Genomic DNA, 24,069 nt, shown 5'->3' with positions numbered 1-24,069 from the left:
TGCCGGCCCCCTCAGCCGCCCAGCTCCGCCGGAGGCGTCCGCTTCGCGTCGACCCTCTGCGTGCGGACGAGTTCGGCCCAGACGATGTAGCGGTAGCGGGACGTGTAGACCGGGGTGCAGGTCGTGAGGGTGATGTAGCGGCCGGCCTTGGTCCTGCCGCTCTCGGCGGGGATCTGGGCGAGCACCTTGACGTTGTACTTCGAGGTCTGCGGCAGGACGGAGAAGACCTTGTAGACGAACCAGGTGTCGCGGTTCTCGAAGACGACCGCGTCGCCCTTCTTGATCTTGTCGATGTTGTGGAACTTGGCGCCGTGGCCGTCGCGGTGGGCCGCGAGCGAGAAGTTGCCCTGCTTGTCCCAGGGCAGGGCCGACTTCACGGGGTCGGTGTAGTAGCCGGCGACGCCCTCGTTGAGGACGTCGGTGCCGGTGCCCTTACGGACCAGGACCTCGAAGTTCTTGCCCATCGCGGGGACGTGGAGGAAGCCGATGCCGTTCTTGGTGTCGAGCTTGCCCGGCTGCTCGACCGCCCACTGGCGGCGGACGTCGTCGCCGTCGCGCTGGGCCTGGCGGTCGGCCAGGACGTTGGTCCACCACAGGGAGTAGACGACGAAGAGCCCGAGCACCAGGCCCGCGGTGATGAGGAGTTCACCGATCAGGCTGACGACGGCGGCGACGCCGTCGCGGGTGCGCCGCGGGTAGGGCGCCGTCTCCCACTGGTGGTCCTGCTGGGTGGTCGTCACCGCTGCCCCGATCTGTGCGTACGTACCCGGCCTACTCGACCAGCGCGTCCGGCTTGCCCTTCGCACGCGGCCGTTCCTCGACCATCTTGCCCCAGACGATCAGGCGGTACGTGCTCGTGAACTCCGGTGTGCAGGTGGTCAGCGTGATGTAGCGGCCCGGCTTGGTGAACCCGGATCCGTTGGGGACCGGCTTGATCACGGAGGTGTTCGACGGCGGGGTCGAGGCCAGCATGCTCGTGACCTCGTACGTGTAGTAGGTCGACTCCGTCTCGACGACGACCTTGTCGCCGTCCACCAGCTTGTTGATGTAGCGGAACGGTTCGCCGTGGGTGTTGCGGTGGGCGGCGAGCGCGAAGTTGCCCTGCTTGTCCCAGGGCATCGCCGTCTCCAACTGGCCGTCGTAGTGGCCGATCATGCCCTTGTCGAGCACCTTGTGCTTGTCGGTGCCCTCGGCGATGGGGGCCTTCACGTCCAGCTTGGGGATGTACATGATCGCGAAGCCCTGGCCGGGCGAGAACGCACCGGGGTCGCGGGGCGTCGTCTTCTCGCCCTCCCACTGCTTCTGGAGGCTGTTGGCGGCCCCGCCGGCCTGCTGGTGGGCCAGGACGTTGGTCCACCACAGCTGGTAGGTGACGAACAGCAGCATCAGCACGCCGAAGGTGATGAACAGCTCACCCACGACGCGGCTGGCGATCACACCGGGGCTCTCCTTGGCCGCGCGGGCCGCGCGACGGGCTTCCATACGGGAGCGGGGGGCGGGGACCATCGCCGGGGTGGACGCGTCCGGGGCCGTGAGCGCCCCTGTGGCGTCCTGGGCGCCCGGGGCGGCACCGGAACGCCTGCGTCCTCTGCCACCGCGCCGTGCGGCCTCCTGGGCGGCCTTGCGGCGGGCGGCACGGCCGCCGACCGCGGGCATGCCGTCGTCCTCGCGCTCCGGGCGCGGCGGCCCCGGGTCCTCCTCCGGTCCGTCGCCGGGCGCGGTGTCCGTGTCCTTGTCGCGGCGGGGGACGGGGCCGGGGGCGTCCACGACAGGCAGCGCCATCGTGTCGCCGGGGGCACCGGCCGCCCTGCGGCGGGCGACGGCCCGCTCCTCCTCGGTGGGCCGGCGGCGTACGACGCGGGCGGCCTCGGGCGGTTGCGGCGCCTGCTCCTCCCACGGCGGCACGGAGACCGGGGCGGTCGGCACCTGGGCGGACGGGGCGTCGACCGGCGGGGCCTCGGCGGCCCGGGCCGCGGGCTCGTACGCGGACGGCTGCGCGTGCCGCGCGCTCGTCCGGCTCTCCTGCGGTGTCCGCCGCGGCTCCTGGGCAGGCGGCTCCTGCTCCTGGGCCGGGGGCTCCCCGGGCCCTTCCGCGCGCGGCGAGGTGCTCGGCAGCGGGTCGTTGAGCGGGTCGGCCAACTGCTCCACCGCGGCGGCGAATTCGGCGGTGTCACCGAAGTGCCGATGCGCGGTCACGCAATCACGCCCTGGTTCCGACCACAGGCGCGAGGCCCGCGGAGCGCTCGACGGCGCCCTGGTCGCCGCACTCGGCCAACCAGTTGGCGAGCATCCGGTGTCCCCATTCGGTGAGTACCGACTCCGGGTGGAACTGGACGCCCTCCACCCGGGCGGTGCGGTGCCGCAGGCCCATCACGATGCCGTTCTCCGTCCAGGAGGTGACGTCCAACTCCTCGGGCAGGGTGTCACGTTCGACCGCCAGGGAGTGGTACCGGGTGGCGGTGAAGGGCGTCGGCAGCCCGGCGAAGACCCCGCGTCCCTCGTGGAACACCGGGGAGGTCTTGCCGTGCAGCAGCTCGGGCGCCCGGTCCACGACACCGCCGTAGGCGACCGCCATGGACTGCAGGCCGAGGCAGACGCCGAAGACCGGGACGTCGGTGGCCGCGCAGTGCCGCACCATGTCGACGCAGATCCCGGCCTCTTCGGGGGTGCCGGGTCCCGGTGACAGCAGGACCCCGTCGAAGCCGTCCTGCGCGTGCGCGAGGGCGACCTGGTCGTTGCGGAGCACCTCGCACTCGGCGCCCAGCTGGTAGAGGTACTGGACCAGGTTGAAGACAAAGCTGTCGTAGTTGTCCACGACGAGGATGCGGGCGCTCACCGTACAGCCGCCATCCCCTGGTCCACGGTCACGTCGTTGAAGGGGAGCAGCGGCTCCGCCCACGGGAAGACGTACTGGAAGAGGACGTACACGACGGCGAGGACGAGGACGAGCGAGATCGCCGCCCTCACCCACGCGTTGCCCGGCAGGTGCCTCCAGATGAAGCCGTACATGCGCTGCCTTCCTGCTCCCTGCTCCCCGTGCCACGCCAAGATTAGCCCGACAGTCCCTCCGGCATGCCGTCCTCCACAGGCTGTGTGGATTCCAGGTGCCCCCAGGTGACGAGCCGGTGGCTGTGGCCCCACTCGGGATCGCACGTGGTCAGGGTCAGATAGCGCCCGGGAACGGTGTAGCCGGACTTCTCCGGCACGGGATCGACGACCGCGACGTCGGTGGGCACCGTGCGGTAGGGTGCGCGGTCGATCTCGTACGTGTACCAGGTCCGGCCGTCGGTGAGGACGACCTCGTCGCCCTTGCGCAGCAGCGGGAAGTCCTTGAACGGGTCCCCGTAGGTGCGCCGGTGGCCGGCGACGGCGAAGTTTCCGACCCCGCCGAGACGGGCGGTGTCCGCGTAGTGGCCCAGGCCCCGCTTGAGGGTGCCGGTCTCCGTGCCCTGGAGCACCGGCTTGTGCCAGTCCCGCCCGAGGCGGGGGACGTACATGACGGCGAAGGCCTTGCCCTGCGGGTACGGCGTCACCTTGGGGGCGGGTTTCGCGGAATCCGGCACCTTGTGCGCGGTGGACGGCCGCGCCGTGCCCGCCGGTTGTGTCGCCCAGCTGTCCTGGAGCCGGTGGATCTCGCCGTCCATGGCGCTGTCGGCCCGTAAGCCGGTCCAGAAGAGCACGTAGACCACGAAGAGGACCATCAGCGCGCCCGCGGTGACGCACAACTCGCTCAGCGTCCGCACCACCAGGCGCACGGCGATCACCCCACAGGCTTGGCGTAGTGCAGATCCACTGTGCCGGAGTAGCCGGGCAGAGTCACCCGCTTGTCATCCTCGACCTTCCATCCGAGTCCGTAGGCCTCGACGTACTGCAGGTAGTTCTGGATCGCCGGGCTGCGGTCGATCGCCTTGTGCAGCTTGCCGGGGTCGCCCACCGCCGTGATCTTGTAGGGCGGGGAGTAGACGCGTCCCTGCAGGATGAGGGTGTTGCCGACGCAGCGCACCGCGCTGGTGGAGATCAGCCGCTGGTCCATGACCTTGATGCCCGAGGCGCCGCCCGCCCACAGGGCGTTGACGACGGCCTGGAGGTCCTGCTGGTGGATCACGAGGTCGTTGGGCTGCGGGTCGGGCACGCCGGCGATGAGCGGTGCGGCGTCCGGCGGCGCGTCGTTGAGGGTGACGGAGACGGCGGGGCCGCTCAGCTTGCTCGTGCCCGCCTCGGCGGAGAGCCGGTCGAGCCGGTCGCGGGTCGCGTCGCTGACCCCGCTGTCGGCGTGGGCGAGGGAGTCGACGTCCTTGCGCACGCCGGAGAGCTCGTTGTCGAGCTTCTCGTTCTGCCGGCTCTTCTCCTGAACCCGGTCCGACAGCCGCAGCAGGGGCTCGTCGGTGCGGATGTCCACACCCTTGGCAGTGTCGAAACTCACCCAGAACAGCAGGCCGGCGAGGGCGAAGACAGCCGCGCTGAGCAGGCGAAGCACCACAGACCGGGCAGAACGGCGGGTGGGGGAGGCATGGACCGGACTGCTCACCGTAGCCTTATCTCCTTCCAACCCATGGAAGCACTACGCTAACGGACGCCTGGCGGCCTGGTTCGCCTCGCCGCCCGCCAGTTCACACCACACGTCACACGCGCGGTCACGCAGCGCATCGACAGGAGAGTCCCTCGTGCCGAAGTCACGGATCCGCAAGAAGGCAGACTTCACCCCGCCGCCGGCGAAGACCGCCGCCATAAAGCTGAGCACCGGCAGGGGCTGGGTCGCACCGCTGATGCTGGCGCTCTTCCTCGTCGGCCTGGCGTGGATCGTCATCTTCTATGTGACGCAGGGCAGCTGGCCGGTGGAGCAGCTGGGCAACTGGAACATCGCCGTGGGCTTCGGCTTCATCGCGGGTGGCTTCGTCGTCTCCACGCAGTGGAAGTAGTCGATCGCACAGTTATCCACAAGCGTCATCCACAGTGTTGAAAAGGTCGCATGATCTGTGGATAACCACTACCGGGTTGACGCCGGTGTGACCGGTGGTCCGATGTACGGGCCACCGGTCTTTCATTGATCTTGCAGGTCAGACACGGTGTGTGCGGGTCCGTGCACGACTTGCCCACAGGATGCACAGGGGAGCGGTCCATCGCTGTGGATAACGTCAGATCAACAGAGCGGGTTACGGCCTAACCGGTGATTCCTGCGACGCCCACCCACGCGACGACCAGCACCACGGCCAGCACGGCCGCGGCCGTCCCCCACTGCACCAGCGCGCGGCGCTCACGCGGCGCGTAGGCCATCCCGACCGCCACGAGAGAACCCGCGACCAGGCCGCCGATGTGGGCCTGCCAGCTGATGCCCGCCCAGAAGAACGTGAAGACCAGGTTCAGCCCGAGCAGGATCAGGACCGGGCGCATGTCGTAGCGCAGGCGCCGCATGAAGACCGCGGTGGCGCCGAACAGTCCGAAGATCGCGCCCGACGCGCCGAGCGTCGCGGTGTTGGGCGCCGCCAGCAGCAGCACCAGCGCACCGCCGCCCAGCCCGGAGATCAGGTAGAGCGCGATGTAGCGGGCCCGGCCGAGCAGCCCCTCCAGTGGGGCGCCGATCCACCACAGCGAGAGCATGTTGAAGCCGATGTGCCACAGCTCCTGGTGCAGGAACATCGAGCTGATCAGCCGGTACCACTGGTCCGCGCCGAGGGCCACACCGAAGCAGCCGGACCGGTCGCAGGCCGCCCCGAGCAGCGCCAGGTCGGTCACCACCCGGTCGCCCACCGCCTGGACGAGCAGGAAGACCGCCAGGTTCAGCCCGATCAGGACCTTGGTCACCAGGCGCGGGTCGCCGGCCACGCTGCCGCCCGCGACCGTGCGCGGACCGGTGGCCTGCGTCTCCCGGCGGGCGTCGCGCACGCACTCGGGGCAGTGGAAGCCGACCGAGGCGTTGACCATGCACTCGGGGCAGATCGGCCGCTCGCAGCGGGAGCACCGGATGCCGGTCTCCCGGTCCGGATGCCGGTAGCAGCGGACCGCCTGGTCGGTCATCTCTCAGCCCTTCACCGCGGAATCGCCCCGCACATCAGACGGACGGGCAGGGCGGTTGAGTTCCCGGGTCGCCCTACCGGCGCTCGACGACCACGCTCTGGATGACGACGTCCTCCACCGGACGGTCGGTGCGCGGGTTGGTCGGGGTGGTGGCGATGGCGTCCACGACCTTCTGGCTGGCCGGGTCCACGACCTCGCCGAAGATCGTGTGCTTGTGGGTCAGCCAGGTCGTGGGCGACACGGTGATGAAGAACTGCGAGCCGTTGGTCGCCGGCCCGGCGTTCGCCATGGCCAGCAGGTACGGCCGGGTGAAGGCCAGCTCGGGGTGGAACTCGTCGCCGAACTGGTAGCCCGGATCGCCGGTGCCGTTGCCCAGCGGGTCGCCGCCCTGGATCATGAAACCGGAGATGACGCGGTGGAAGACCGTGCCGTTGTAGAGCGGCTCCGTGGAGGAGAGACCGGTCCGCGGGTCGGTCCACTCGCGGGTGCCCTCGGCGAGCTCGACGAAGTTCTGGACGGTCTTCGGCGCGTGGTCCGGCAGGAGCCGGATGGTGATGTCCCCCTGGGTGGTCCTCAGGGTGGCGTGGAGCTGCTCGGCCACGGTCTACCTTCCATCAGTCCTCGACGACAGGGACAAATCCTCGCACGTCGGGGCTTCTCCCGCGCCCTGTCGCGAACCGGCCCCGCGGCGACGGCCCGGGCGGACGCGGCTTGACCCGGATGCCCGTACGCACATGCCGTTCCCCGTCGTCACGGGCATGATTTCAAACCGGGTGGAAAGGCGAAAACGTAACGCCACCGAGGAGGAGGTTCTCGTGACCCGCATCGACAGCGTGCGCGACGCAGCCGGAAGGACGAAGGACAGCGTGCGGCACGCCGCGGACGCGGTGGCGCCGTACGCCGGCACAGCGAAGGGCAGCGCCGCGCACTACGCGGACGAGGCGCGGCTGTACCTGGCACCCAGGGTGTCGTCGGCCGCCCTGCAGGCCCGCGACGCGGCCCGTGTTCAGTACGACGCCTACCTGGCGTCGCGCGTCGACCAGGCCCTGGCGGCGGTGCCACCGGGAGTGCAGCAGGCCGTCGGCACCGCCGCCCAGCGGACCCGCAGGACGGCCCGGCAGGCGGCGGACTACACCGGCCCGCGCGTGGAGCAGGCCGTCAGCACCGTCCGCTCGGTCGCCCAGCCGGCCGCGGAGGAGGCGGCGGTCCGGGCGGCCGCCGCGGTCGCCGCCCTGCGCAGCCATGTCACGGCCGCCGACATCCGCAAACTGGAGCGCCGCCGCGTGCGGCGTGCCCGTTCCGGGCGCTTCGCCAGGACCTTCCTGCTGGTGGGCCTGGTCGCGGGCGGCGGATTCGCGGCCTGGAAGTGGTGGAGCAGGCAGACCAACCCCGACTGGCTGGTGGAGCCCGCGCCGGCCACCGAGGTCGCCGACCGCGCCTCGCTCAACGGCGGGGTCGGCTCCGACGCCGCCTTCGGGAAGGTCGACGGCTCCCCCGTCGACGCCCTCGACCCCGAGGTGCAGGCCAAGCAGGCCGAGGCCGACTCGAAGGACCGCCCCGGCAACGGGGAGACGTATCCCTGAGACGGGGCCCGGGCAGCGGCGGCGGTGCGGTGCCGGCACCACCGCCGCGTGACGTCGTCATGACGCGGGAGGGCGGCGGACCCTGTGGTCCGCCGCCCTCCCGCTGTGCGTACAGGGGCTCATCTCACCGCTGCGCGGGCACGGGCAGGTCCTCCCCCTCCTCCGGCTCCGCCTCGGGGTCGGCGATCTCCGCGGGCACCCCGTGCAGGGCCCAGCGGGCCGCGACGGCGCCGCAGGCGATGAGCACCGCCCCGGCCAGCGTCGTGACCTGGATGCTGTGGCAGAACGCGTCCCTGGCGGTCTCCGTCAGCGCGGTCCCCGCCGCGCCGGGGATCCGGGCACCCGCCTCGACCGCGCCGCCCACCGATTCACGGGCGGCCCGTGCCACACCGTCGGGCAGCCCGGCGGGCAGGACCAAGGAGTCGCGGTAGACCGAGGCGAGGACGGAGCCGAGGACGGCGATGCCCAGCGAGCCGCCCATCTCCATCGCCGTCTCCGAGACGGCCGCGGCCGCGCCGGTGCGGTCCTTGGGAGCGCTCGCCAGGATCGTGTCGTTGGTGACCGAGACGATCAGGATGATCCCCATGCCGTTGACGACCAGCGGCGCCAGCAGCGCACCGTAGGACGTGCCCGGGTCGGACAGCTGCCCGAGGACCGCGGTGCTCACGGCCACCATGCCGAGGCCCAGCGCGACGACCGTGGCCCGGCCGAGACGCGGGATCAGGGCGGTGGCGAGCGGTGCGGCGAACGCCGCGGCGAGCGGGCCGGGCAGCAGGGCGAGGCCCGCGGTGAACGGCGACCAGCCGCGGACGGTCTGGAAGTACATCGCGAAGGCCAGCGACAGCGTGGACGAGGCGAAGATCATCACCAGGTTGGCACCGACCGCACCGCTGAAGGCGGGGTTGCGGAACAGCCGCAGGTCGATCAACGGCTCCTCCACGCGGACCTGGCGGCGGGCGAAGAGCAGCAGGGCCGCGACCCCCACCGCCGCCGCGATCCACACCGGCGCGTGGCCGGCGCCGTCCCGGAAGCCGGTCTTGATCGCGTAGATGGCACCCAGCACACCGACGATCGACAGGGGGACACCCGGCCAGTCCAGCCGCCCCGGACGCGGGTTGCGCGACTCGGGCAGCACCAGCACCCCGGCGACCAGGACGACGGCCATCAGCGGAACGTTGACCAGGAACACCGAACCCCACCAGAAGTGGTCCAGCAGCAGCCCGCCGACGACCGGGCCGAGGGCGAAGCTCGCCGCGCCGATGCCGCTGCTGATGCCGATCGCGGTGGTGCGCTCCTTGGGGTCGGTGAAGGCGTGGCGCAGCAGGGACAGGGTGGAGGGCACCATCATCGCGCCGGCCACTCCCAGCAGGGCCCGCCCGGCGATGAGCAGCTGCGGGTCGGGGGCGTACGCGGTGAGCAGCGAGGCACCGCCGAAGGCGGCGGCGCCCAGCAGCATCAGGCGCTTGCGGCCGAGGCGGTCGCCGAGGTTGCCCATGACGACCAGGAGGCTGCCCATGGCGAAGCCGTAGACGTCGGAGATCCACAGGATCTGAGTGCCGCTCGGGTGCATGTCCCTGAGCAGGGACGGGATGGCGTAGTTGAGGACGCTGTTGTCGATGCCGAGGAGCATGGCGGCCAGGCAGCAGACGGCCAGTGCGGCCCACCGGTGGCGGGCGGGGCCCGGGGCCCGCGGGGTCGGGGTGGTGTGTGTCGTCGTCATGGGGGCAACGGTGGCCGGGCGCGCTGACCGGCCGCGTACCGCGCGCTGACCGGCGGTCAGGCGCCGGCGTCCTGCCCGGTCAGCGTCATCAGGGCCCGGTCCACGGGGAGCCGGGCACCGCGTGCGTAGGCCGCCTCGTACGCGGGGGAGTCCAGGGCGGCCCGCACGGCGGCGTCGGTGCGGTCGGCATCGGGGAGCGCGGGCACCGACGGGCCGCGCAGGGCGCTGGCGATGCCGAGGCGTTCGGCGGCCGCGGCGGGGTCGCCCTCGGCGAGCGAGAGCTCGGCCTGGGCCGCGGCGAGGGCCGCCGCCAGGGGCAGGTTCCGGGCGCCGTGCGCGGGGTCGGCGGCCTCCAGGAATCGCGCGCGGGCCTGCTCGGGACGGCCTTCCGCCAGGGCGATCCGGCCCAGGGCGATGAGCGCCTCGGTGCGGGCGCCCTCGCCGGTGTACCAGCCGGTGAGGCACTCGGACAGGGCCAGCTCGCACAGCCGGCGCGCCTCGGCGAGGTCGCCCTCCAGCCGCGCGCACTCGCCCAGGCCGAGATGGGCGCCGGCGAGCAGCTCCCGGGCGCCGGACCTGCGGGCGAGCTCCAGGCACGCGGTGAAATCGGCCCGGGCCCGGTCGGTACGGCCCGCGTGGGCGGCGCTCTTGCCGCGCTCGCCGAGCAGTTCGGCCACGTTCTCCGTGGCGCCGAGTTCCCGCGCGACGGCCAGCGCCTCGTCCACGAGCCGCAGGGCGCGCGGCTGGTCACCGCGGGCCCCGGAGAGCCAGGCCAGCTGGGTCAGGGCCATGGTGCTGCCCCACCGGTCGCCGAGCGTGCGGAAGGCCGCGAGCGCGGCGGTGAACTCCGCCTCTCCCGCGTCGATGTCGCCTTCCGCCATCCACAGCTGGAACCCCGAGCCGATGTGCATGAGCGCGGTCTGCCAGGGGTCCTCGGCCTGTCCCGCCAGCTCCCGCCGGTACACCGCGTACGTCTCGGTGTCGGGGACGCCGGAGAAGGGCGCCCACAGCAGGTTGAGCACGGGGAACCGGCGCGGCAGGCCGCCGAGCCGGCGGACGACCTCGGCCACGGAGGCGAAGTGCGCGGCCAGTTCGCCCTGGTCCGCGGTGGCGGCCGCGGCCGTCATGACGCACAGGGCGTACTCCTCGTCCAGCCCCTCCGGCGGGCCCGTCCCGGTCGCCCGGAGCAGTTCGGCCGCGGGCTGGGCGCCTTCGTACCGCATGCCGCGGAGCATCCAGTAGGTGCACAGGGAGGCGAGCAGCCGCAGGGCGGCGGCGGTGTCGCCCGCGGCGACCGCGCCGCGCAGGGCGGAGTGCAGGTTGTCGTGGTCGGCGGCCAGGCGGCCCAGCCAGTCGAGCTGTTCCGCGCGCCGCAGATGGGGGTCGGCGGTCAGTGCCAGGCCGAGGAAGTACGCGGCGTGCGCGCGGCGCAGCGGCTCGCTCTCCCCGGCCTCCGCCGCACGGTCGGCGGCGTAGGCGCGGATGGTCTGGAGCAGCCGGTAGCGCGTCCCGTGGGCGCCGGCGCCCTCGGGACGGTGGACGACGACCAGTGACTTGTCGGCGAGCGAGGCGAGCAGATCGAGTACGTCGTCGGCGTCGATCGCGGGGGCGCCCTGCGCCGGGTCCGCCGGTCCGGCGCAGACCGCCTCGGCGGCGGCGAGGGTCCAGCCGCCGGCGAAGGCGGACGTCCGGCGCAGAACGGTCCGTTCCTCCTCGGACAGCAGCTCCCAGCTCCAGTCGACGACGCCGCGCAGGGTGCGCTGGCGCGGGGTCGCGGTACGGCTGCCGCGGGACAGCAGCCGGAAGCGGTCCCCCGCGCCGGCGGCCCCCGGGAGGGCGTCGAGCCGGTCGGCGATCTCGGCGGCGGACAACGAGCGCAGCCGGGCGGCCGCCAGCTCGATGGCGAGCGGAATGCCGTCCAGGGCCCGGCAGATGCGGGCGGCGGCCCCGGGGTCCGGCAGGCTCTCGGCGGATCCGGCCGCCGCGGCCCGGTCGGCGAGCAGCCGGACCGCGGGGGAGGCGAGCACGGCGGCGTCGTCCGCGTCCTCCTCGGGCAGCGGGAGCGGCGCGAGCGGCGACAGGGCCTCCCCGGTGATCCCCAGCGCCTCCCGGCTGGTCGCCAGGACGCGCAGGCCGGCACAGCCGGACAGCAGACCGTGGGTGAGGCGTGCCACGTCCTCGACGAGGTGCTCGCAGTTGTCCAGCACCAGCAGCAGCTCGCGATCGGTGAGCGCCGCCGTGAGCCGTGCGAGGGGGCCGGGCGCCGCCGCCTCCCGGCCGGCGGAGGACAGCGGGCCCGCCTCGCGCAGCCCCAGCGCACCGGCGACCGCCTGCGGCACGGCCGAGCCGTGGGTCAGTCCGGACAGGTCGACGAAGCACGCCTCCCCGGCGTACCGGCCCGCCGCCTCGACGGCGAGCCGGGTCTTGCCCGCGCCGCCCGGCCCGACCAGGGTGACCAGCCGCGCATCGGCCAGCAGCGACCCGATCCGCCGCAGCTCCTCCTCCCGTCCCACGAAGCTGGTGAGCTGGGCCGGCAGCGTGTGCCGCGGCGGCAGGGCGGACGGCGCGGACGACGCGGACGATGTTTCACGTGAAACACCCGAAGCACGGGAAACGGGCATCGCGACAACGGCCGGTCCCGCGTCGCCGCGCAGCACGGCCAGATGCGCCTCGGCGAGTTCCGGGCCGGGGTCGGCACCCAGGGAGTCGGCGAGCTCACGCCGGGCGTCCTCGTACACCGCCAGTGCCTCCGACTGGCGTCCGCAGCTGTACAGCGCCCGCATCAGCTGGGCCCGCAGCCGCTCGCGGAGCGGATACGCCGCGACCAGTTCCCGCAGCTCGGCCGCCAGCTCGCCGTGCCGGTGCGGGTCGAGCAGGAGGTCCGCGGCGATCCGGTCCTCCAGGGCCGCGACACGCAGCTCTTCCAGACGCGTGATCTGCGGCCCGGCGAAGGGCGCGTCGCCCACGTCCGACAGCGCGGACCCCCGCCACAGCCCGAGCGCCTCACGGAGCAGCCCGGCCGCCCGGGCGGCCTCCCCGCCGGCCAGCGCCCCGCGGCCCTCGGCGGCCAGCCGCTCAAAACAATGGACGTCGACCTCGTCCCGGGACACGGCGAGCCGGTATCCACCGGGATGGCTCTCAAGGGGCGCTCCGATCGCGGAGCGCAGCCGCGAGACCTGCGACTGGAGCGCGTTGCCCACGCCGGCCGGCGGCTCCTCGCCGTACAGGCCGTCGATCAGGCGCTCGGTGCCGACGATCCGCCCGGCGTCCAGCAGCAGCATCGCGAGCAGCGCACGACGCCCGGGCCCGCCCGCCGCAGCGGTCTGTCCGTCGGGCCGCAGCGCCCGCGTCTCCCCCAGAATCCCGAACCGCACGCCGCCGATTCTGCCGCACCGTCCCCCCGGACGGTCTAGTCCTCCTGGAGCACGGCGAGGACATTGCCCGCCGGATCGGTGAACCAGGCGATCGGCGGACCGCCGGTGCCGCGGGCGATGCCCTTTTCGTCGTGCTCGATGCCGGGGTAGCGCTGGAAGGCGACGCCGCGCCGGACCAGTCCGTCCACCGCCCGGTCGATGTCGTCGACAGGGAAGTTCAGGACGGTGAACGACGCCGGGGTGTGGTCCGGCTTCGGATACACCAGCACCCGGGTGCCGCCCTCGATCCGCAGGGTCAGCAGTCCGTGCTCCTCGCAGACATCCAGCCCCAGCGTCTTCCCGTAGAACTCCGCGGCCCTGCCGATGTCGTCCACGGCGAAGCCGCTGAACGCCCTCGTTTTTCCGAACATGGCTCCAGCATGCCGAAGCGCCGGACGGGCCGCCCTCCGAACGGCGGCGGAAACACGACGGGCCGGGACCTCGATGAGGTTCCGGCCCGGTCGGGAGGTGTGGAGCCTAGGGGAGTCGAACCCCTGACATCCGCCATGCAAAATCAAATGCAGCTGGTGATGGCCTGTGTTGGCATCCGTCGGCCTGCCTTCCTGCTGGTCACGAGAGGATGTGTATGCCTGTGCAGTGGATCAGGGCGCGGGGTTAGTGGACTCCGCGTGGACTCTCGTGGACTCATGCAGGCTTCGAGACCACATGGAGCGCACGCCCCGTCAGCAGCGCCGATCGCACCGAGGCCAGCGCCGAATCGTCCGAGCCGTGCGTGTACAACCACGTCACCCGCCCGCCGCGCTCCTGGCCGAGGAACAACTGCACATCCACCTCCGGGATGCCCGCCGCGTGCAGCCGCGACGCAATCGCGTGCCGGTAGTCGTGCACCCGCGGCCACCACTCCTTACGGCCCGTCTCCGGATTCGTCACCATCCGCGCGATCCCCGCACCCTTGATGGCCTTGATCCACACTCTCCGGAAGTTGTTCCTGCTCATCACGCCGTCCAGCGGCTCCCGCTCCCCCGACCCCGGGTTCATCCGCTCCGTCCCGGCCAGCGGCCCCCGGAACACCAGCTCGTCCGGGCACATCCCGTCCTCGACCTTCGACTGCGTGGCCGCGGGGTCAAGCCGGTCAATCATCGCCTGCACCGCGGCGAGGGCCTTCGGCGTCAGCGGCACCACCCGCAGGCCGGCCGCGCTCTTGGGCATCGCCTGGCGGCGCAGCCGGCCGTGGTCGTCGATGACCACTTCCCTTACGTAGACAAGGGCACCGGGCAGGTCCACGTGGCAACGGCGGAGCCCGGTGTACTCGCCCCATCGCATGCCCGTGTCCTGGGCGAAGTCGACCAGGGGCCGGTAGTACGAGGGGAGCTGCTGACGGACCGCCTCGTACTGCTCCTCCGTCGGCGGCTTGAGGTCCTCGGGGTGCTTGGCCGGGGCCTTCGCGGTCTTCTGCACGTCGACCGCGGGGTTGTACTTGATCCGCTGATCCCGGACCGCGTCCCGTAGCATCGCCCGCAGCAGCTCCAGCACCTTCGTCTGCGTCGCGTAGCCCTTCACCTCGTTGGTCATCCACTCCTGGAGCTCCAGGTAGCCGAGGCTGTTGAGCTTGCGCCGGCCCCACTTCGGTTTGATGTGCGCGTTCCACCCGGACAGCTTGCGGTTGCGGGTCGTGGTCTGCCCCTTGTTCTCCTGGGACTTCCACCACAGCTTCCACCATGCCTCGACGGTGATGTCGCCGCGCGTCGGGTCCAGGTAGGTGCCCTCGCGGACGGCGCTGCGGACCGAGTCCAGGAATGCGTCCGCCTCGCGCTTGGTCCGGAAGTTCTTGTGCCGCTGCTTGCCGTCCGCGTCCCGGTAGCGGGCCTGCCAGCTGCCGATGCAGTCGCGTCTCGGCTTCCGCTCCCCCGGGAACTCCGTCAAGCAGCGCTTGCAGCCGCACAGCTTGGACGGTCGTTGCCTCGGGTTGTTCAGCGCCCTACGCGCCATAGCGGGTCACCTCACTGGTCCAGGCGGGGCCCCGCCGGACGGCGGCCGCGACGTCCAGGAACTGCCCGCACCAGCAGAGTGCACCGCGCGGGGGCTGCGAGTAGCCGAGTTCGAGGAGAACTGCCCGAACGGCGAGCGTCGCGGTGTACGTGTCATGCGCGGCGTCGATGTGGATGGTCCGGGTGTCCGGGTTCCACGGAAGGGTGACGCGGATGGAGGCTTGCAGGTTGGCACACACGGGGTCCCCCCAGGGAGCAGCCGGGACGGTAGGGGCCGGTGGGGGAGCACCGGGTCGTACCGACGTTAGACCCTTCGGAGTGGTTTCGGGAGGGGTTTGCGTGGCTCTGTGTTCACCGATCGCACACAAGCGGTGAGAGTCATTCAGATTATGACTCGCGAACCCTACAGACGGTTGTCCTCCGCAAGGGCCTTCATCTCGACCAGCTTCGCCCGCTGCTGCTCTTCGGTCAGCTGGGCGTAGTAGGCGAGCAGCCGCTCGGTCGCGTCTTTGGAGAGCGGGCCCGGCGTCCGCCGTGCGGCCGCGGCGAAGATCTCGTCGCGGGTGAACTTCGGGAAGACCTCGGAGATCTTTTCCAGCGTTGCGGCCCTGGGCGCCTTGCGCTGCCGCTGGGTCCAGGTGTTGACGGTGGCTGGGGACACGCCGAGCCGACGCGCGATCTCGCTCTCGTTGACGTCGTACTCGTCCTTGAGGCGCTGGATCAGCTGCGCGAAGTCCTCATTGTGCTCGGGTTCGCTCACACGGCAAGGATGACCTGCCCCTTCTACTTTCCGCAAGTAAAAGTAGAAGCGTGGCGGGAACTCGGCGGTCCCCCGTTGCGCCTGCGCCGCGGCGCGCCACCGGGGCGCGCCCCCAAACAGTAGAACACCCATTCGGGTGGGCGCTACCGCAAACACAAACTTCGACTCGCCGACACAGACCGCTTGACGCGCCTCAACTTCAATAGTAGAAATATGGCAACGCCCCAACGGGGCAGCTCAGCCACCGAACGGCGCGAGGTTCCGCATGGAAGTGCTCCATCGAAGAGAAGCAGGCAAGCCCATCCGCGACGCCATGGAAGAGCTCGGGCTCTCCGGCCCCGCAGTGGCCGCAGCCACCAAGGAGATCGACCCCGAAGGCAAGGGCATCAGCGCCGCCAAGGTCGGCCAGCTCGCCGGCCAAGGGAAGACCGCCAAGGACCGCTGCAAGCGCCACACCGGAGAGCTCGTAGCCCAGGTGTTGCACCGCCCCCTCGACGCCCTCTTCTCCATGCCCACCACCTCCACATCAACAGTAGAAAGGTAGACCCAGATGGCCAACCCCGCAGCGAAGACCCCGCCGCAGCTGCCGGGCGGTCTCGTCCCGCTCCTGAAGCCCGCCGAACTGGCTCGCCGCTACAGCGTCTCGCTCTGGCAGGTCAACCGGTGGGTCAAGCAGGGATGCCCCATCGAGACACGGCTCCCGAACGGCGACCGCCGCTTCCACCCGGACAAGGTCCAGCGGTGGATCGACGCCGAGACCGAGGGCGTCGAGGACGAGCTCCTCGCGAAGGCCGGCCGCATGGTCGCCGCCCGCGCTTCCTGAACTTCCCCCACGCAGAAACGCCGAAGGCCCGCCCGACTTCCCGGCCTGGCGAGCCCACGACTCGGCAACTGAACGATTCGAAAGAAGGTCGCCTTGAGCACCATCATCCCACCCCCGAACACCCTCGCCGTGTTCGACGTATCCGGCTCGGGTATCCGCTTCGGCCGGACCGAGGACGGTAGCGCGTACGCGGTCGCCTCCGACTTCGCCAAGACCATGGGCTACCGCGACGCCGCGAACGCGCTTCGAATCCTGGACGAGGACGAGAAGGGTACTCAGATCGTGAGTACCCCTGGCGGACCTCAGCAGATGAAGGTCATCTACGAGGACGGCATGTGGGAGCTGATCTTCCGCAGCACCCTCCCCGGCGCGAAGGCCATCAAGGCCCGGGTGAAAGCGATCCTCCGCGAGATTCGGGAGACCGGCCGCTACGCCCCGGCCCCGATGGATGAGCTGGAGCTGGCCGAGCGGAACGTGCAGCTCATCAAGGAGAAGCGCGCCGCGGAGGCCCGCGTGGCCGAGCTGGAGCCGGTGGCCCGCTCGTGGCAGGTCCTCGCGTCCGGCGAGGGTGACTACGCGGTGGCCGACGCGGCGAAGATCCTCAGCCGTGACGAGGCCATCTCCATCGGCCGGACCCGCCTGTTCGCGCTGCTCGCCGAGTACCGGTGGACGTACCGGCAACAGGCCGACGACAAGCCGCGCGCGTACCAGGCGGCGATCGAGCGGGGCTGGCTGTCGGAGCTGCCGCAGTCGTACGAGCACCCGCACTCGGGCGAGTTGGTGCTGACGGCGCCGCAGGTTCGGGTGACGGCGAAGGGCCTGCATGAGCTGCACAAGCGGCTCGGTGGGGCTGGCGTTCTGGCCGCGGGCGGTGCGCGATGAAGGCGATCACCAGGACGAACCCGCAGCTGGCGCCGGTCATGGCCATCAACCAGCTGATCACCGAGTTCCCGCACCTCCGTCGCATGCGCTGGTCTCTATCCGAGGACGGCTTCCTCATGGGCAACCTGACCGTGGAGGAGGACGCTCGCCCGCTGATGGCCGCGTATGTCGCGGCGCTGGGCGGCAGTGCCTCCGAGACCAGGTACACCACCGAGTCGGGTCAGGCGCGGTTCTCTTCCTGGCTGCACGTGGTGTGGCGGGACGTGGAGTTCTCGGTCTCGCTGGTGTGCAGGGCGTCACTGGCTCCGGAGTCCTCGGCGGTGGCGGCATGAACGCCCCGCTGACTCCCGAGGAGTTCGCGGAGATCCGCGAGTCCGTGAAGTGCGCCCCGCACCCGGCGCCCGGTACGTGGGCGGCGAACCTGCGGAAGCTGATCGCCGAGGTCGAGCGGCTGACGGCCCGCGTCGCCGAGCTGCAGACGCCATGCGCCCCGCGCATCTGCGAGTGCGGACACTCCCACCTCACCCACACCATCCCGACCCCGCACTCGTGCTTCGCCTTCGGCCGGACCTGCCCGTGCGGCTCGTACAGGCAACTGCCGCCGGTCGAGGCCGAGGCCCAGCTCCGCACGAACATCCGCGCTGCCGAAGGTCGCGCCGCCGAGCAGGTGGCGGTTGCCGGAGGTGACCCGCGATGACCGAGTTCCTTCCCGACCCGGTCCTCACCGCGGCCGCGCAGCTCGTCACCCCGAGCCAGTGGACCCCGCCCGGGACGCTCCGCCGGCACCTGCGGCACTACCGCGCGCAGGCCTGGCGCTACACCCACCCGCGTGGGTTCCGCGAGGCGCAGCTCCTCGCGCAGCGGCACCAGTTGGAGGACCCGGCCGAGCCGCCGCTCGCCTGCCCCGGGCCGCCGCGGGGTGGTGCCCGATGAACGAGACCACGTCCGACGAGCGGGCCGCCCGCATCAAGGAGATCACCACCCGCACAGAGGCCGCTTACCCCGGCCCGTGGCGCTGGCGTGGCAACACCGAGGCCCGCCACATGCGGCTCCAGTCCCCGCACGGCGGCGGCATGACCGTCATGGACTTCGACCGCTGGGGCATGCAGGGCGCCCAGCCCCGCTTCGCGATCGACCGCATGATGCACAAAGCCGAGGAGCTCGTCACCTACGAGGTGCACCGGCTCGACTGGGTGGACAAGTCGGAGCCGCCGTACCGCGCGGACATCGACGGCATCGACCACCCGGACGCCGAGTTCATCGCGCACGCCCGCGAGGACATCCCGTTCCTGCTGGGCGAGTTGGACCGGACCCGTGCCGAGCTGGCCAGGCTGCGGACGTTCGCCGAGGCGACCGAGCTGCGGCACCGCGAGATCGAGGAGCGGCTGTCGCAGGTCGAGTTGGTCCGTGACGGCGAGACCGCCTGGGACCTCGGCGCCTCCATCCTCGCCATCATCGACGGCCCGGCCCCGCGCCCTGAGCAGCCCGAGGGCGGTGAGTCCCGGTGAGCGACATCGTCTGGCTCGCCCGCGCCGTCGGCCTCTACCTCGCCGTGCTCGCCGCCTTCGCCATCCCGCACCTGATCTGGATCGCAAACGGGCGCCCGGCCACGCCCCGCACCACGGACCCCGGGGCCGAGGCCCGCCGTGACCTGACCTCCCCCCAGCCCATGCCGACGGGTCGGCACCGACTTCCCTGGAGCTTCCGATGACCAAGAAGGTCACCATCGACATCAGCCGCGACGGCTGGACCAACGGCCTTCAGCTCAGCATCAACGAGCGCGACGAGGACGGCCGCGGCCACGGCTACCGGCTCGCCGGCCCGAAGTTCAACGGCTCCGGCGAGCCGGTCCTGAGTGCCGAGCTCGACGAGCGCGACGCCCGCGAGATCCGGGCCTACCTGGACGCGGTGTTCCCCGTCGAGGCCCCGACCGCGGACAACGCCGAGGCCGCGAAGGGCGGTGCGTCCTCGTGAACCACGACGGCCGCGTCCGCATCGACGGACCCCACCCGATCGACGTGACCGCGATCCCCGGAGGCGTCGAACTCGACGTCGCCGCGATCGTCCACGCGACCCTCGCCTACGCGGTCGACCGGCTCACCGACGACCGCGACCTCTACGACGAGCTCCAGGCCGTCGCCGAGACCGCGCCCACACCCGGACACGCGCCGGAGCGGCTCCCGCTGGAGCGCCTCGTCGCGGAGCTCATGCGCGGCGCCAGCACCGAGGTGAAGGTCTACGGGTCGAGCCTGCGACAGCTCGTTGCGGCGCTCCACCAGGCCGCGTTCCCGAAGCCGGTCCCGGGGCAGATCCGGAGGGCGTCATGAGCGCCCGCACCTTCACGCCGGACCGCGTGAACGCCGACGGCTCCACCACGATCCGCATGAAGCGGGCCTGCAACGGCTGCGGCCAGCTCCTCGGCGACGTCGACAACCGCGACGTCGACAAGGACGGCAACCTCACCGACGTCCGTGGCGAGTGCTCGTTCTGCGCCCCGATCGTCGCCCTTGAGGCCGCAGGCTGCCGCACCTGGAACCTGACCCGCCGGAACCTCAACATCGTCGACGACGCCACCGACGCGGACGGCCTGTTCGCCAAGGGCTACTTCGAGTACGTCGACGACAAGCTCGTCGTCACCGGCCTCCGTATCGGGCAGGGCGAGACCCGGCAGGTCGCCAAGTTCGGCGACTGGATCGTCCGCCACCCCGACCGCACCTGGACCGTGCACCACGCGCCCGAGGGCGAGGCCGCCGATGCCTGAGCAGCCCACCCGCCGCACCGTCCTCGCCGCGGCCATACAGCGCGAGACCGGCCCCTGGACCGCGACCCGCGCCATGGCCACCAACGCCGCCAACGGATTCAGCGGCCACCGCAACACCGCCCGCAAAGACCTCCGCGCGCGCGTCCGCGCCGGCGTCCTGACCCCCGCGGCCGCCGACGGCAACCGCACCTACGTCCTTCCCGGAGGCGACCTGTGAGCACCACGACCGAGGCCGGGGCCACCGCCCCGGCCCCCGGTCGGCGCCGCACCACCAAGGCCGCCCCGACCGGACCCGACCGCATCCCCCAGCCTTCGCAGGGCTGGTACGCCGTCCCCGGCACCGACATCAAGCTCCGCCGCGTCACGACCATCCTCAGCCAGGGATTCCCCAAGCCGCAGCTCGTGTTCTGGGCCGCGAACCTCACCGCACAGGACGCCTTCGCCACCCTCCCCAAGCTCGTCCACGCCTCGCTCCGCCCCGCCGACAAGGAAGCCGCCTACGACTGGCTCCGCAAGGGCCACATTCGCAAGAAGGACGAGCGAGCCGAGGTCGGCGGCGCCGTCCATGACGTCATCGAAGCCCACGTCCTCGGCCAGCCGATCCCCGCCAGCTTCCTCTCCGACGAGGAGATCGCCCCGTTCATCGAGCACTTCCTTCGCTTCGTCACCGACTGGGAGATCGAGTTCGAAGCGTCGGAGATGACCGTCGGGAACTTCGCCGACGGCTGGGCCGGGAAACTCGACTACCTCTTCCGCTCCCGCCTCATCGCCCAGCTGCTCGAGGTGCCGCCGCGGACGCTGTTCATCGGCGACACCAAGACCGGCGGCGAGCTCGACGAGAAGGGCGTCTACCCCGAGGCCGGCGCGCAGATGTCCGCCTACCGCCGGGCCGAGGTGGCGTGGCTGCGGGACGGCACCCAGATCCCCATGCCCAAGGTCCACGACATCGGGATCGTCCTGCACCTGCGGCCGGAGGGCTACCGGCCGATGCCGCTGAAGTGCGGCGACGACGTCTACGAGGTCTTCCGCCACGTCCAGGCGGTCGCCGAGTTCCAGCGCGAGCTGTCCAAGTCCGTTGTGGGTGAGGCCCTCACCCTTCCCGCCATCACCGAAGAGAGGGCCGCCTGATGCCCATCCTCGACCTCCAGATGCGCCTCCGTCAGCTCGGCGAGATCCGCATCGGCCACGCCGTCGACACCGGCCGCGTCTCCCAGAAGACCGGCAAGAAGATCCTCCGCCCGGCCAAGCTCAACAAGTTCCGCTTCACGTCGCCGAGTCGCGTGATCCTCACTGCGGTCGCTGAGCTGTACGGCGGCGAGGTCAAGCCCTGGACCCCGGCTAACGGGGGCCCCTCGGAGTTCGAGGTGTACTCCACCGTCGACCGGCTCCCGGTCCTCATCCCGCCGCGTGACGCCGTGTCCCAGTGGTACGAGCTGTACGCCGGATCGAAGTGCCAGCGCCGTTGTGATGGCGTCACCGAGCAGAAGTCCGACCGGCCGTGCGTGTGCAACCCGGAGAACCGCGACTGCAAGATCACGACCCGGGTCAACGTCATGCTCAAGGACTTGCCCGCCATGGGGCAGTGGCTGCTGATCTCCAAGGGCTACTACGCCGGCACCACGCTGCCCGCGGCCGCCGAGCTGCTGGCCCGCGCGCAGGGGCACGTCGAGGGCTGGCTCGGCATGGAGGAGATGTCGGCCGTCACCGACGACGGCCCGACGCGCTTCATGGTCCCGACGCTCGACGTCGACATCACCCCGGCCGCGCTGATCGCCGGACAGACCACCAGCGCCCCGGCCGTGGCGTCCGGGCCGGAGCGGACCGCCATCACCGCCGGGCCGCCGCGCGACTACCTCGCCGAGGCACGCAACGCCAAGACGCAGGAGGACGTCCTCGCCCTCTTCCAGGAGGCGAAGAACGCAGGCGCCCCCGTCAGCTACCAGGAGCAGATCAAGGCCATCGGCATGGCCAAGCCCGCCGCCGCGGCGCCGCCCCCGCCCGTGGTCCCCGATGCCGACGGCGCCTACCCCGCCGAGGTCGTCGACGACGGCGCGCTGCACGAGATCTGGTTCCAGATCATCGCCGCCGCCGGCACCCGCGGGATGACCACCGAGCAGGTCGAGAACGCCTTCGCCAAGGAGCACGACGGCCTCCACCCCTCCACCGCCACCGCCGAGCAGCTGCGCGACTTCCTCACCAGCCTGAAGGGAGGCCAGGCGTGAACCCCTGGCACACCGGCCGACTCCTGGCCTTCGACACCGAGACCACCGGCGTCGACACCGACACCGACCGCATCGTCACCGCGGCCGCCATCCTCCTCGGCGGCGACCAGCCCGCCGAGCAACGCTCGTGGATGGCCGACCCCGGCATCGAGATCCCCGAAGGCGCCACCGCCGTCCACGGCATCACCACCGAGCAGGCCCGCGCCGAGGGGCGGCCCGCCGCCGAGGTCGTCGAGCAGATCCTCACCGCCATCGGCACCGCCGTCGCAGGCGGCGTCACCCTCGTCGGCCACAACATCGTGTACGACCTCACCCTGCTCGACCGCGAGGCCCACCGGTACCTGGGCGGTGGCCTGTTCGACGCCATCCCGGCCGCGCAGATGAACGTCATCGACACGATGGTCCTCGACCGCCACGCCTGCCCGTACCGGCGCCGCGTCTCCGAGACGCAGGGCCCGTACCAGCTCCGCACCTCCGCCGAGACCTACGGCCTCCCGTGGGACGAAGGCAACGCCCACGGCGCCGAGTACGACGCCATGATGGCCGCCCGCGTCGCCTGCAAGATCGGCGCCATCGCCCACCGCGCCCCCGCCGACCGGCCCGTGTGGGTCCGGCAGTTGCGCACCCAGCGGTTCGACTCGATGGCCGGCGTCACGGTCCAGGACCTGCACCAGATGCAGATGCAGTGGGCCGCCCGGGACGCCGCCAGCTTCCAGGACTGGTTGCGGACCAAGGCGCCGCAGGGCAAGCGGGATCCGCAGGCCGTCGTCGACGGCACGTGGCCGCTGCGCCCGGTCGCCGAGGAGGTGCCGGCATGAGCCTCTTCGGACGCCGCGAGAAGCGCGAGAACGTCGAACTCCGCCGGGACAAGGAGCGCTTGGTCGCCAAGGTCGCGCTGCAGGGGGAAGAACTTGCAGCTGCTCACCGAAGCCAGCGACTGTCCGTTCGCCGCGAGGCCGAGATGGCGGCCCGCATCGTCCGCCTGGAGCGCGAAGCCCGCGCGAAGGACGCCGCAGTCACCCGGCTCGGCAAGCAGCTCGACGACGCGGTGGGTGTACACGCGAAGCCTGGTAAGGGAGGCGACCTCGACGCCGCCGGCCTGCGCGAGACGGAGCGCCGCGAGCGGGACCGGGCCAAGGCGGGGGGCCGCACGTGATCCCCAACTTCCCGATCGGCCTTGGCGCCCTGGTGATCACCCTCAGCCTCGCCGTCGCCACCGTCACCTTCCGCTACCTGTGGCTACCCCGCGGCGGCCGCCACGCCCGCACCACCGGAGGCAACCCGTGACCGCCCTGCCCATCGAGACCCCCGTCCCCGCGCTGACCACCCGCGCGGGGGTGGGACCCAGGCCCCTCGTCATCGGACTCGATCTGTCGCTCACCTGCACCGGCGTCGCCGGAGCCGAATGGACCGACCACATCAAGCCCACCATGAAGGGCCACTTCCGCCTCGACTACCTCATCACCAAGATCGGCGACTTCATCCGCAACGCCGACCTCGTCGTCATCGAAGGCCCCTCCTTCGGCGCCGGAGTCAAGCACCGCCACGAAGACCTCGCCGGGCTCCGCGTCATGGCCCGCCACTGGTGCTGGAAGCACCACATCCCCTACGCCATCGTCCCGCCGTCCAACCGGGCCATGTACGCCGCCGGAAGCGGCCGCGCCTCCAAGCCCGAAGTCCGCGAAGCCATCTCCGAGCGGTACGGCATCGAACTCGAAGGCGTCGCCAAGTACGACCGGGCCGACGCCTACGCCCTGGCCGCCGCCGGCCTGGACTGGCTCGGCCACCCGCTCGCCGTGGTGCCGCCCCGCAACCGCCTCGCCCTCAACGGGTGCGACTGGCCCGACATGACGGCGGTGGCCCGATGAAGACGGCCATCCGCATCTGCTCCATCGACGGCTGCGAACGCAACGCCAAAGCCCGCGGCTGGTGCGGCACCCA

34 protein-coding genes are annotated in these 24,069 nt (G+C 71.6%); 20 read left to right on the top strand and 14 right to left on the bottom strand.

Features of this window, described 5'->3' with window-relative positions; translation table 11 throughout:
• Nucleotides 1-11 precede the first annotated feature (11 nt).
• The 6 genes from ACIP64_RS19985 to ACIP64_RS19960 are packed head-to-tail and all read right to left on the bottom strand — an operon-like array spanning nucleotide 12 to nucleotide 4,528.
• Complete coding sequence (locus tag ACIP64_RS19985; protein ID WP_401588316.1) at nucleotides 12-740, bottom strand: class E sortase; 729 nt, start codon at nucleotides 738-740, stop codon at nucleotides 12-14.
• Nucleotides 741-771: 31 nt separating this feature from the next.
• Complete coding sequence (locus ACIP64_RS19980; protein WP_401588313.1) at nucleotides 772-2,196, bottom strand: class E sortase; 1,425 nt, start codon at nucleotides 2,194-2,196, stop codon at nucleotides 772-774.
• A gap of 4 nt (nucleotides 2,197-2,200) precedes the next feature.
• Entirely contained in the window at nucleotides 2,201-2,836 is a 636-nt protein-coding gene (locus tag ACIP64_RS19975; protein WP_401588310.1) for an aminodeoxychorismate/anthranilate synthase component II, read from the bottom strand.
• Complete coding sequence (locus tag ACIP64_RS19970) at nucleotides 2,833-3,009, bottom strand: hypothetical protein (protein WP_360904574.1); 177 nt, start codon at nucleotides 3,007-3,009, stop codon at nucleotides 2,833-2,835. Before ACIP64_RS19970 ends, ACIP64_RS19975 begins: the two co-directional genes overlap by 4 nt.
• 41 nt (nucleotides 3,010-3,050) lie before the next feature.
• The gene (locus ACIP64_RS19965; protein ID WP_401588856.1) at nucleotides 3,051-3,761 is read right to left on the bottom strand and encodes a class E sortase; all 711 of its coding nucleotides are present in this window, start codon (nucleotides 3,759-3,761) and stop codon (nucleotides 3,051-3,053) included.
• Entirely contained in the window at nucleotides 3,761-4,528 is a 768-nt protein-coding gene (locus ACIP64_RS19960) for a DUF881 domain-containing protein (RefSeq protein WP_401588307.1), read from the bottom strand. The genes ACIP64_RS19965 and ACIP64_RS19960 overlap by 1 nt, the downstream gene beginning before the upstream one ends.
• 136 nt (nucleotides 4,529-4,664) lie before the next feature.
• On the opposite strand from ACIP64_RS19960, the gene crgA reads away from it, so the two are divergent.
• Nucleotides 4,665-4,919, top strand: a complete 255-nt coding sequence (gene crgA, locus ACIP64_RS19955; protein ID WP_319663327.1) for a cell division protein CrgA — start codon at nucleotides 4,665-4,667, stop codon at nucleotides 4,917-4,919.
• A gap of 241 nt (nucleotides 4,920-5,160) precedes the next feature.
• On the opposite strand, the gene ACIP64_RS19950 is transcribed toward crgA, so the two are convergent.
• Nucleotides 5,161-6,015 carry a rhomboid family intramembrane serine protease gene (locus ACIP64_RS19950; protein ID WP_401588305.1) on the bottom strand — a complete coding sequence of 285 codons (855 nt, stop codon included), beginning with the start codon at nucleotides 6,013-6,015 and terminating at the stop codon, nucleotides 5,161-5,163.
• Nucleotides 6,016-6,088: 73 nt separating this feature from the next.
• On the bottom strand, nucleotides 6,089-6,616 hold the full coding sequence (locus ACIP64_RS19945; RefSeq protein ID WP_401588302.1) for a peptidylprolyl isomerase: 528 nt from the start codon (nucleotides 6,614-6,616) through the stop codon (nucleotides 6,089-6,091).
• A 214-nt stretch (nucleotides 6,617-6,830) separates the two neighbouring features.
• Between ACIP64_RS19945 and ACIP64_RS19940 the strand changes: the two genes are divergently transcribed.
• Complete coding sequence (locus tag ACIP64_RS19940) at nucleotides 6,831-7,598, top strand: DUF5324 family protein (protein WP_401588300.1); 768 nt, start codon at nucleotides 6,831-6,833, stop codon at nucleotides 7,596-7,598.
• 124 nt (nucleotides 7,599-7,722) lie between these two features.
• Here the strand turns inward: ACIP64_RS19940 and ACIP64_RS19935 are convergent, their stop codons facing one another.
• From ACIP64_RS19935 to ACIP64_RS19910, 6 genes are all read right to left on the bottom strand, one after another.
• A complete protein-coding gene (locus ACIP64_RS19935) occupies nucleotides 7,723-9,318 on the bottom strand; it encodes an MFS transporter (RefSeq protein WP_401588298.1) in 1,596 nt (531 codons plus the stop codon).
• A 56-nt stretch (nucleotides 9,319-9,374) separates the two neighbouring features.
• A complete protein-coding gene (locus ACIP64_RS19930; RefSeq protein WP_401588295.1) occupies nucleotides 9,375-12,692 on the bottom strand; it encodes an AfsR/SARP family transcriptional regulator in 3,318 nt (1,105 codons plus the stop codon).
• Nucleotides 12,693-12,727: 35 nt separating this feature from the next.
• Nucleotides 12,728-13,102, bottom strand: a complete 375-nt coding sequence (locus ACIP64_RS19925; RefSeq protein WP_401588292.1) for a VOC family protein — start codon at nucleotides 13,100-13,102, stop codon at nucleotides 12,728-12,730.
• 274 nt (nucleotides 13,103-13,376) lie between these two features.
• Entirely contained in the window at nucleotides 13,377-14,681 is a 1,305-nt protein-coding gene (locus ACIP64_RS19920; protein ID WP_401588289.1) for a tyrosine-type recombinase/integrase, read from the bottom strand.
• Nucleotides 14,671-14,919 (bottom strand): hypothetical protein, encoded by a 249-nt coding sequence (locus ACIP64_RS19915; RefSeq protein ID WP_401588286.1) that lies wholly within the window; start codon nucleotides 14,917-14,919, stop codon nucleotides 14,671-14,673. The genes ACIP64_RS19920 and ACIP64_RS19915 overlap by 11 nt, the downstream gene beginning before the upstream one ends.
• A 164-nt stretch (nucleotides 14,920-15,083) precedes the next feature.
• Nucleotides 15,084-15,440 carry a helix-turn-helix domain-containing protein gene (locus tag ACIP64_RS19910; RefSeq protein ID WP_401588283.1) on the bottom strand — a complete coding sequence of 119 codons (357 nt, stop codon included), beginning with the start codon at nucleotides 15,438-15,440 and terminating at the stop codon, nucleotides 15,084-15,086.
• Between the two features lie 265 nt (nucleotides 15,441-15,705).
• On the opposite strand from ACIP64_RS19910, the gene ACIP64_RS19905 reads away from it, so the two are divergent.
• The 18 genes from ACIP64_RS19905 (at nucleotide 15,706) to ACIP64_RS19820 (ending at nucleotide 23,996) form a co-directional block, all read left to right on the top strand.
• Nucleotides 15,706-15,984 carry an XRE family transcriptional regulator gene (locus ACIP64_RS19905; RefSeq protein WP_401588281.1) on the top strand — a complete coding sequence of 93 codons (279 nt, stop codon included), beginning with the start codon at nucleotides 15,706-15,708 and terminating at the stop codon, nucleotides 15,982-15,984.
• Between the two features lie 6 nt (nucleotides 15,985-15,990).
• Nucleotides 15,991-16,263: a hypothetical protein gene (locus tag ACIP64_RS19900; RefSeq protein WP_401588280.1), complete on the top strand. Its 273-nt coding sequence runs from the start codon at nucleotides 15,991-15,993 to the stop codon at nucleotides 16,261-16,263.
• A 93-nt stretch (nucleotides 16,264-16,356) separates the two neighbouring features.
• Nucleotides 16,357-17,145, top strand: a complete 789-nt coding sequence (locus tag ACIP64_RS19895) for a phage antirepressor (protein WP_401588278.1) — start codon at nucleotides 16,357-16,359, stop codon at nucleotides 17,143-17,145.
• The gene (locus tag ACIP64_RS19890) at nucleotides 17,142-17,477 is read left to right on the top strand and encodes a hypothetical protein (RefSeq protein WP_401588276.1); all 336 of its coding nucleotides are present in this window, start codon (nucleotides 17,142-17,144) and stop codon (nucleotides 17,475-17,477) included. Before ACIP64_RS19895 ends, ACIP64_RS19890 begins: the two co-directional genes overlap by 4 nt.
• Nucleotides 17,474-17,842 carry a hypothetical protein gene (locus ACIP64_RS19885; RefSeq protein WP_401588275.1) on the top strand — a complete coding sequence of 123 codons (369 nt, stop codon included), beginning with the start codon at nucleotides 17,474-17,476 and terminating at the stop codon, nucleotides 17,840-17,842. The genes ACIP64_RS19890 and ACIP64_RS19885 overlap by 4 nt, the downstream gene beginning before the upstream one ends.
• Nucleotides 17,839-18,078, top strand: coding sequence for a hypothetical protein (locus ACIP64_RS19880; RefSeq protein ID WP_401588272.1), 240 nt, complete (start codon nucleotides 17,839-17,841; stop codon nucleotides 18,076-18,078). Before ACIP64_RS19885 ends, ACIP64_RS19880 begins: the two co-directional genes overlap by 4 nt.
• A complete protein-coding gene (locus tag ACIP64_RS19875; protein WP_401588269.1) occupies nucleotides 18,075-18,653 on the top strand; it encodes a hypothetical protein in 579 nt (192 codons plus the stop codon). The genes ACIP64_RS19880 and ACIP64_RS19875 overlap by 4 nt, the downstream gene beginning before the upstream one ends.
• On the top strand, nucleotides 18,650-18,856 hold the full coding sequence (locus ACIP64_RS19870; RefSeq protein ID WP_401588267.1) for a hypothetical protein: 207 nt from the start codon (nucleotides 18,650-18,652) through the stop codon (nucleotides 18,854-18,856). Before ACIP64_RS19875 ends, ACIP64_RS19870 begins: the two co-directional genes overlap by 4 nt.
• The gene (locus tag ACIP64_RS19865; RefSeq protein ID WP_401588264.1) at nucleotides 18,853-19,119 is read left to right on the top strand and encodes a hypothetical protein; all 267 of its coding nucleotides are present in this window, start codon (nucleotides 18,853-18,855) and stop codon (nucleotides 19,117-19,119) included. The genes ACIP64_RS19870 and ACIP64_RS19865 overlap by 4 nt, the downstream gene beginning before the upstream one ends.
• The gene (locus tag ACIP64_RS19860) at nucleotides 19,116-19,472 is read left to right on the top strand and encodes a hypothetical protein (protein WP_401588262.1); all 357 of its coding nucleotides are present in this window, start codon (nucleotides 19,116-19,118) and stop codon (nucleotides 19,470-19,472) included. Before ACIP64_RS19865 ends, ACIP64_RS19860 begins: the two co-directional genes overlap by 4 nt.
• Entirely contained in the window at nucleotides 19,469-19,906 is a 438-nt protein-coding gene (locus tag ACIP64_RS19855) for a hypothetical protein (protein WP_401588259.1), read from the top strand. Before ACIP64_RS19860 ends, ACIP64_RS19855 begins: the two co-directional genes overlap by 4 nt.
• Nucleotides 19,899-20,123 carry a hypothetical protein gene (locus tag ACIP64_RS19850; protein WP_401588256.1) on the top strand — a complete coding sequence of 75 codons (225 nt, stop codon included), beginning with the start codon at nucleotides 19,899-19,901 and terminating at the stop codon, nucleotides 20,121-20,123. Before ACIP64_RS19855 ends, ACIP64_RS19850 begins: the two co-directional genes overlap by 8 nt.
• Nucleotides 20,120-21,034, top strand: a complete 915-nt coding sequence (locus ACIP64_RS19845; RefSeq protein WP_401588253.1) for a hypothetical protein — start codon at nucleotides 20,120-20,122, stop codon at nucleotides 21,032-21,034. The genes ACIP64_RS19850 and ACIP64_RS19845 overlap by 4 nt, the downstream gene beginning before the upstream one ends.
• A complete protein-coding gene (locus ACIP64_RS19840) occupies nucleotides 21,034-22,128 on the top strand; it encodes a hypothetical protein (protein WP_401588250.1) in 1,095 nt (364 codons plus the stop codon). The genes ACIP64_RS19845 and ACIP64_RS19840 overlap by 1 nt, the downstream gene beginning before the upstream one ends.
• Nucleotides 22,125-22,946: an exonuclease domain-containing protein gene (locus ACIP64_RS19835; RefSeq protein ID WP_401588248.1), complete on the top strand. Its 822-nt coding sequence runs from the start codon at nucleotides 22,125-22,127 to the stop codon at nucleotides 22,944-22,946. Before ACIP64_RS19840 ends, ACIP64_RS19835 begins: the two co-directional genes overlap by 4 nt.
• Nucleotides 22,943-23,284, top strand: a complete 342-nt coding sequence (locus ACIP64_RS19830; RefSeq protein ID WP_401588245.1) for a hypothetical protein — start codon at nucleotides 22,943-22,945, stop codon at nucleotides 23,282-23,284. The genes ACIP64_RS19835 and ACIP64_RS19830 overlap by 4 nt, the downstream gene beginning before the upstream one ends.
• The gene (locus tag ACIP64_RS19825; RefSeq protein ID WP_401588242.1) at nucleotides 23,281-23,415 is read left to right on the top strand and encodes a hypothetical protein; all 135 of its coding nucleotides are present in this window, start codon (nucleotides 23,281-23,283) and stop codon (nucleotides 23,413-23,415) included. The genes ACIP64_RS19830 and ACIP64_RS19825 overlap by 4 nt, the downstream gene beginning before the upstream one ends.
• Nucleotides 23,412-23,996, top strand: a complete 585-nt coding sequence (locus tag ACIP64_RS19820; protein ID WP_401588239.1) for a hypothetical protein — start codon at nucleotides 23,412-23,414, stop codon at nucleotides 23,994-23,996. The genes ACIP64_RS19825 and ACIP64_RS19820 overlap by 4 nt, the downstream gene beginning before the upstream one ends.
• Nucleotides 23,997-24,069 lie beyond the last annotated feature (73 nt).

It is taken from the genome of Streptomyces sp. NPDC088733, assembly GCF_044751185.1.
In the GTDB taxonomy this organism is placed as follows: domain Bacteria; phylum Actinomycetota; class Actinomycetes; order Streptomycetales; family Streptomycetaceae; genus Actinacidiphila.
This window is presented reverse-complemented; position numbering and strand designations above follow the sequence as displayed.

Excerpts from the sequence above, each read along its gene's own strand:
- ACIP64_RS19970 (WP_360904574.1), bottom strand. The coding sequence starts at position 3,009 with ATGTACGGCTTCATCTGGAGGCACCTGCCGGGCAACGCGTGGGTGAGG.
- ACIP64_RS19950 (WP_401588305.1), bottom strand. The coding sequence starts at position 6,015 with ATGACCGACCAGGCGGTCCGCTGCTACCGGCATCCGGACCGGGAGACC.
- ACIP64_RS19885 (WP_401588275.1), top strand. The coding sequence starts at position 17,474 with ATGAACGCCCCGCTGACTCCCGAGGAGTTCGCGGAGATCCGCGAGTCC.
- ACIP64_RS19855 (WP_401588259.1), top strand. The coding sequence starts at position 19,469 with ATGAGCGCCCGCACCTTCACGCCGGACCGCGTGAACGCCGACGGCTCC.
- ACIP64_RS19920 (WP_401588289.1), bottom strand. The coding sequence starts at position 14,681 with ATGGCGCGTAGGGCGCTGAACAACCCGAGGCAACGACCGTCCAAGCTG.
- ACIP64_RS19900 (WP_401588280.1), top strand. The coding sequence starts at position 15,991 with ATGGCCAACCCCGCAGCGAAGACCCCGCCGCAGCTGCCGGGCGGTCTC.
- ACIP64_RS19840 (WP_401588250.1), top strand. The coding sequence starts at position 21,034 with ATGCCCATCCTCGACCTCCAGATGCGCCTCCGTCAGCTCGGCGAGATC.
- ACIP64_RS19850 (WP_401588256.1), top strand. The coding sequence starts at position 19,899 with ATGCCTGAGCAGCCCACCCGCCGCACCGTCCTCGCCGCGGCCATACAG.
- ACIP64_RS19905 (WP_401588281.1), top strand. The coding sequence starts at position 15,706 with ATGGAAGTGCTCCATCGAAGAGAAGCAGGCAAGCCCATCCGCGACGCC.
- ACIP64_RS19875 (WP_401588269.1), top strand. The coding sequence starts at position 18,075 with ATGAACGAGACCACGTCCGACGAGCGGGCCGCCCGCATCAAGGAGATC.
- ACIP64_RS19830 (WP_401588245.1), top strand. The coding sequence starts at position 22,943 with ATGAGCCTCTTCGGACGCCGCGAGAAGCGCGAGAACGTCGAACTCCGC.
- ACIP64_RS19865 (WP_401588264.1), top strand. The coding sequence starts at position 18,853 with ATGACCAAGAAGGTCACCATCGACATCAGCCGCGACGGCTGGACCAAC.
- ACIP64_RS19880 (WP_401588272.1), top strand. The coding sequence starts at position 17,839 with ATGACCGAGTTCCTTCCCGACCCGGTCCTCACCGCGGCCGCGCAGCTC.
- ACIP64_RS19935 (WP_401588298.1), bottom strand. The coding sequence starts at position 9,318 with ATGACGACGACACACACCACCCCGACCCCGCGGGCCCCGGGCCCCGCC.
- ACIP64_RS19925 (WP_401588292.1), bottom strand. The coding sequence starts at position 13,102 with ATGTTCGGAAAAACGAGGGCGTTCAGCGGCTTCGCCGTGGACGACATC.
- ACIP64_RS19890 (WP_401588276.1), top strand. The coding sequence starts at position 17,142 with ATGAAGGCGATCACCAGGACGAACCCGCAGCTGGCGCCGGTCATGGCC.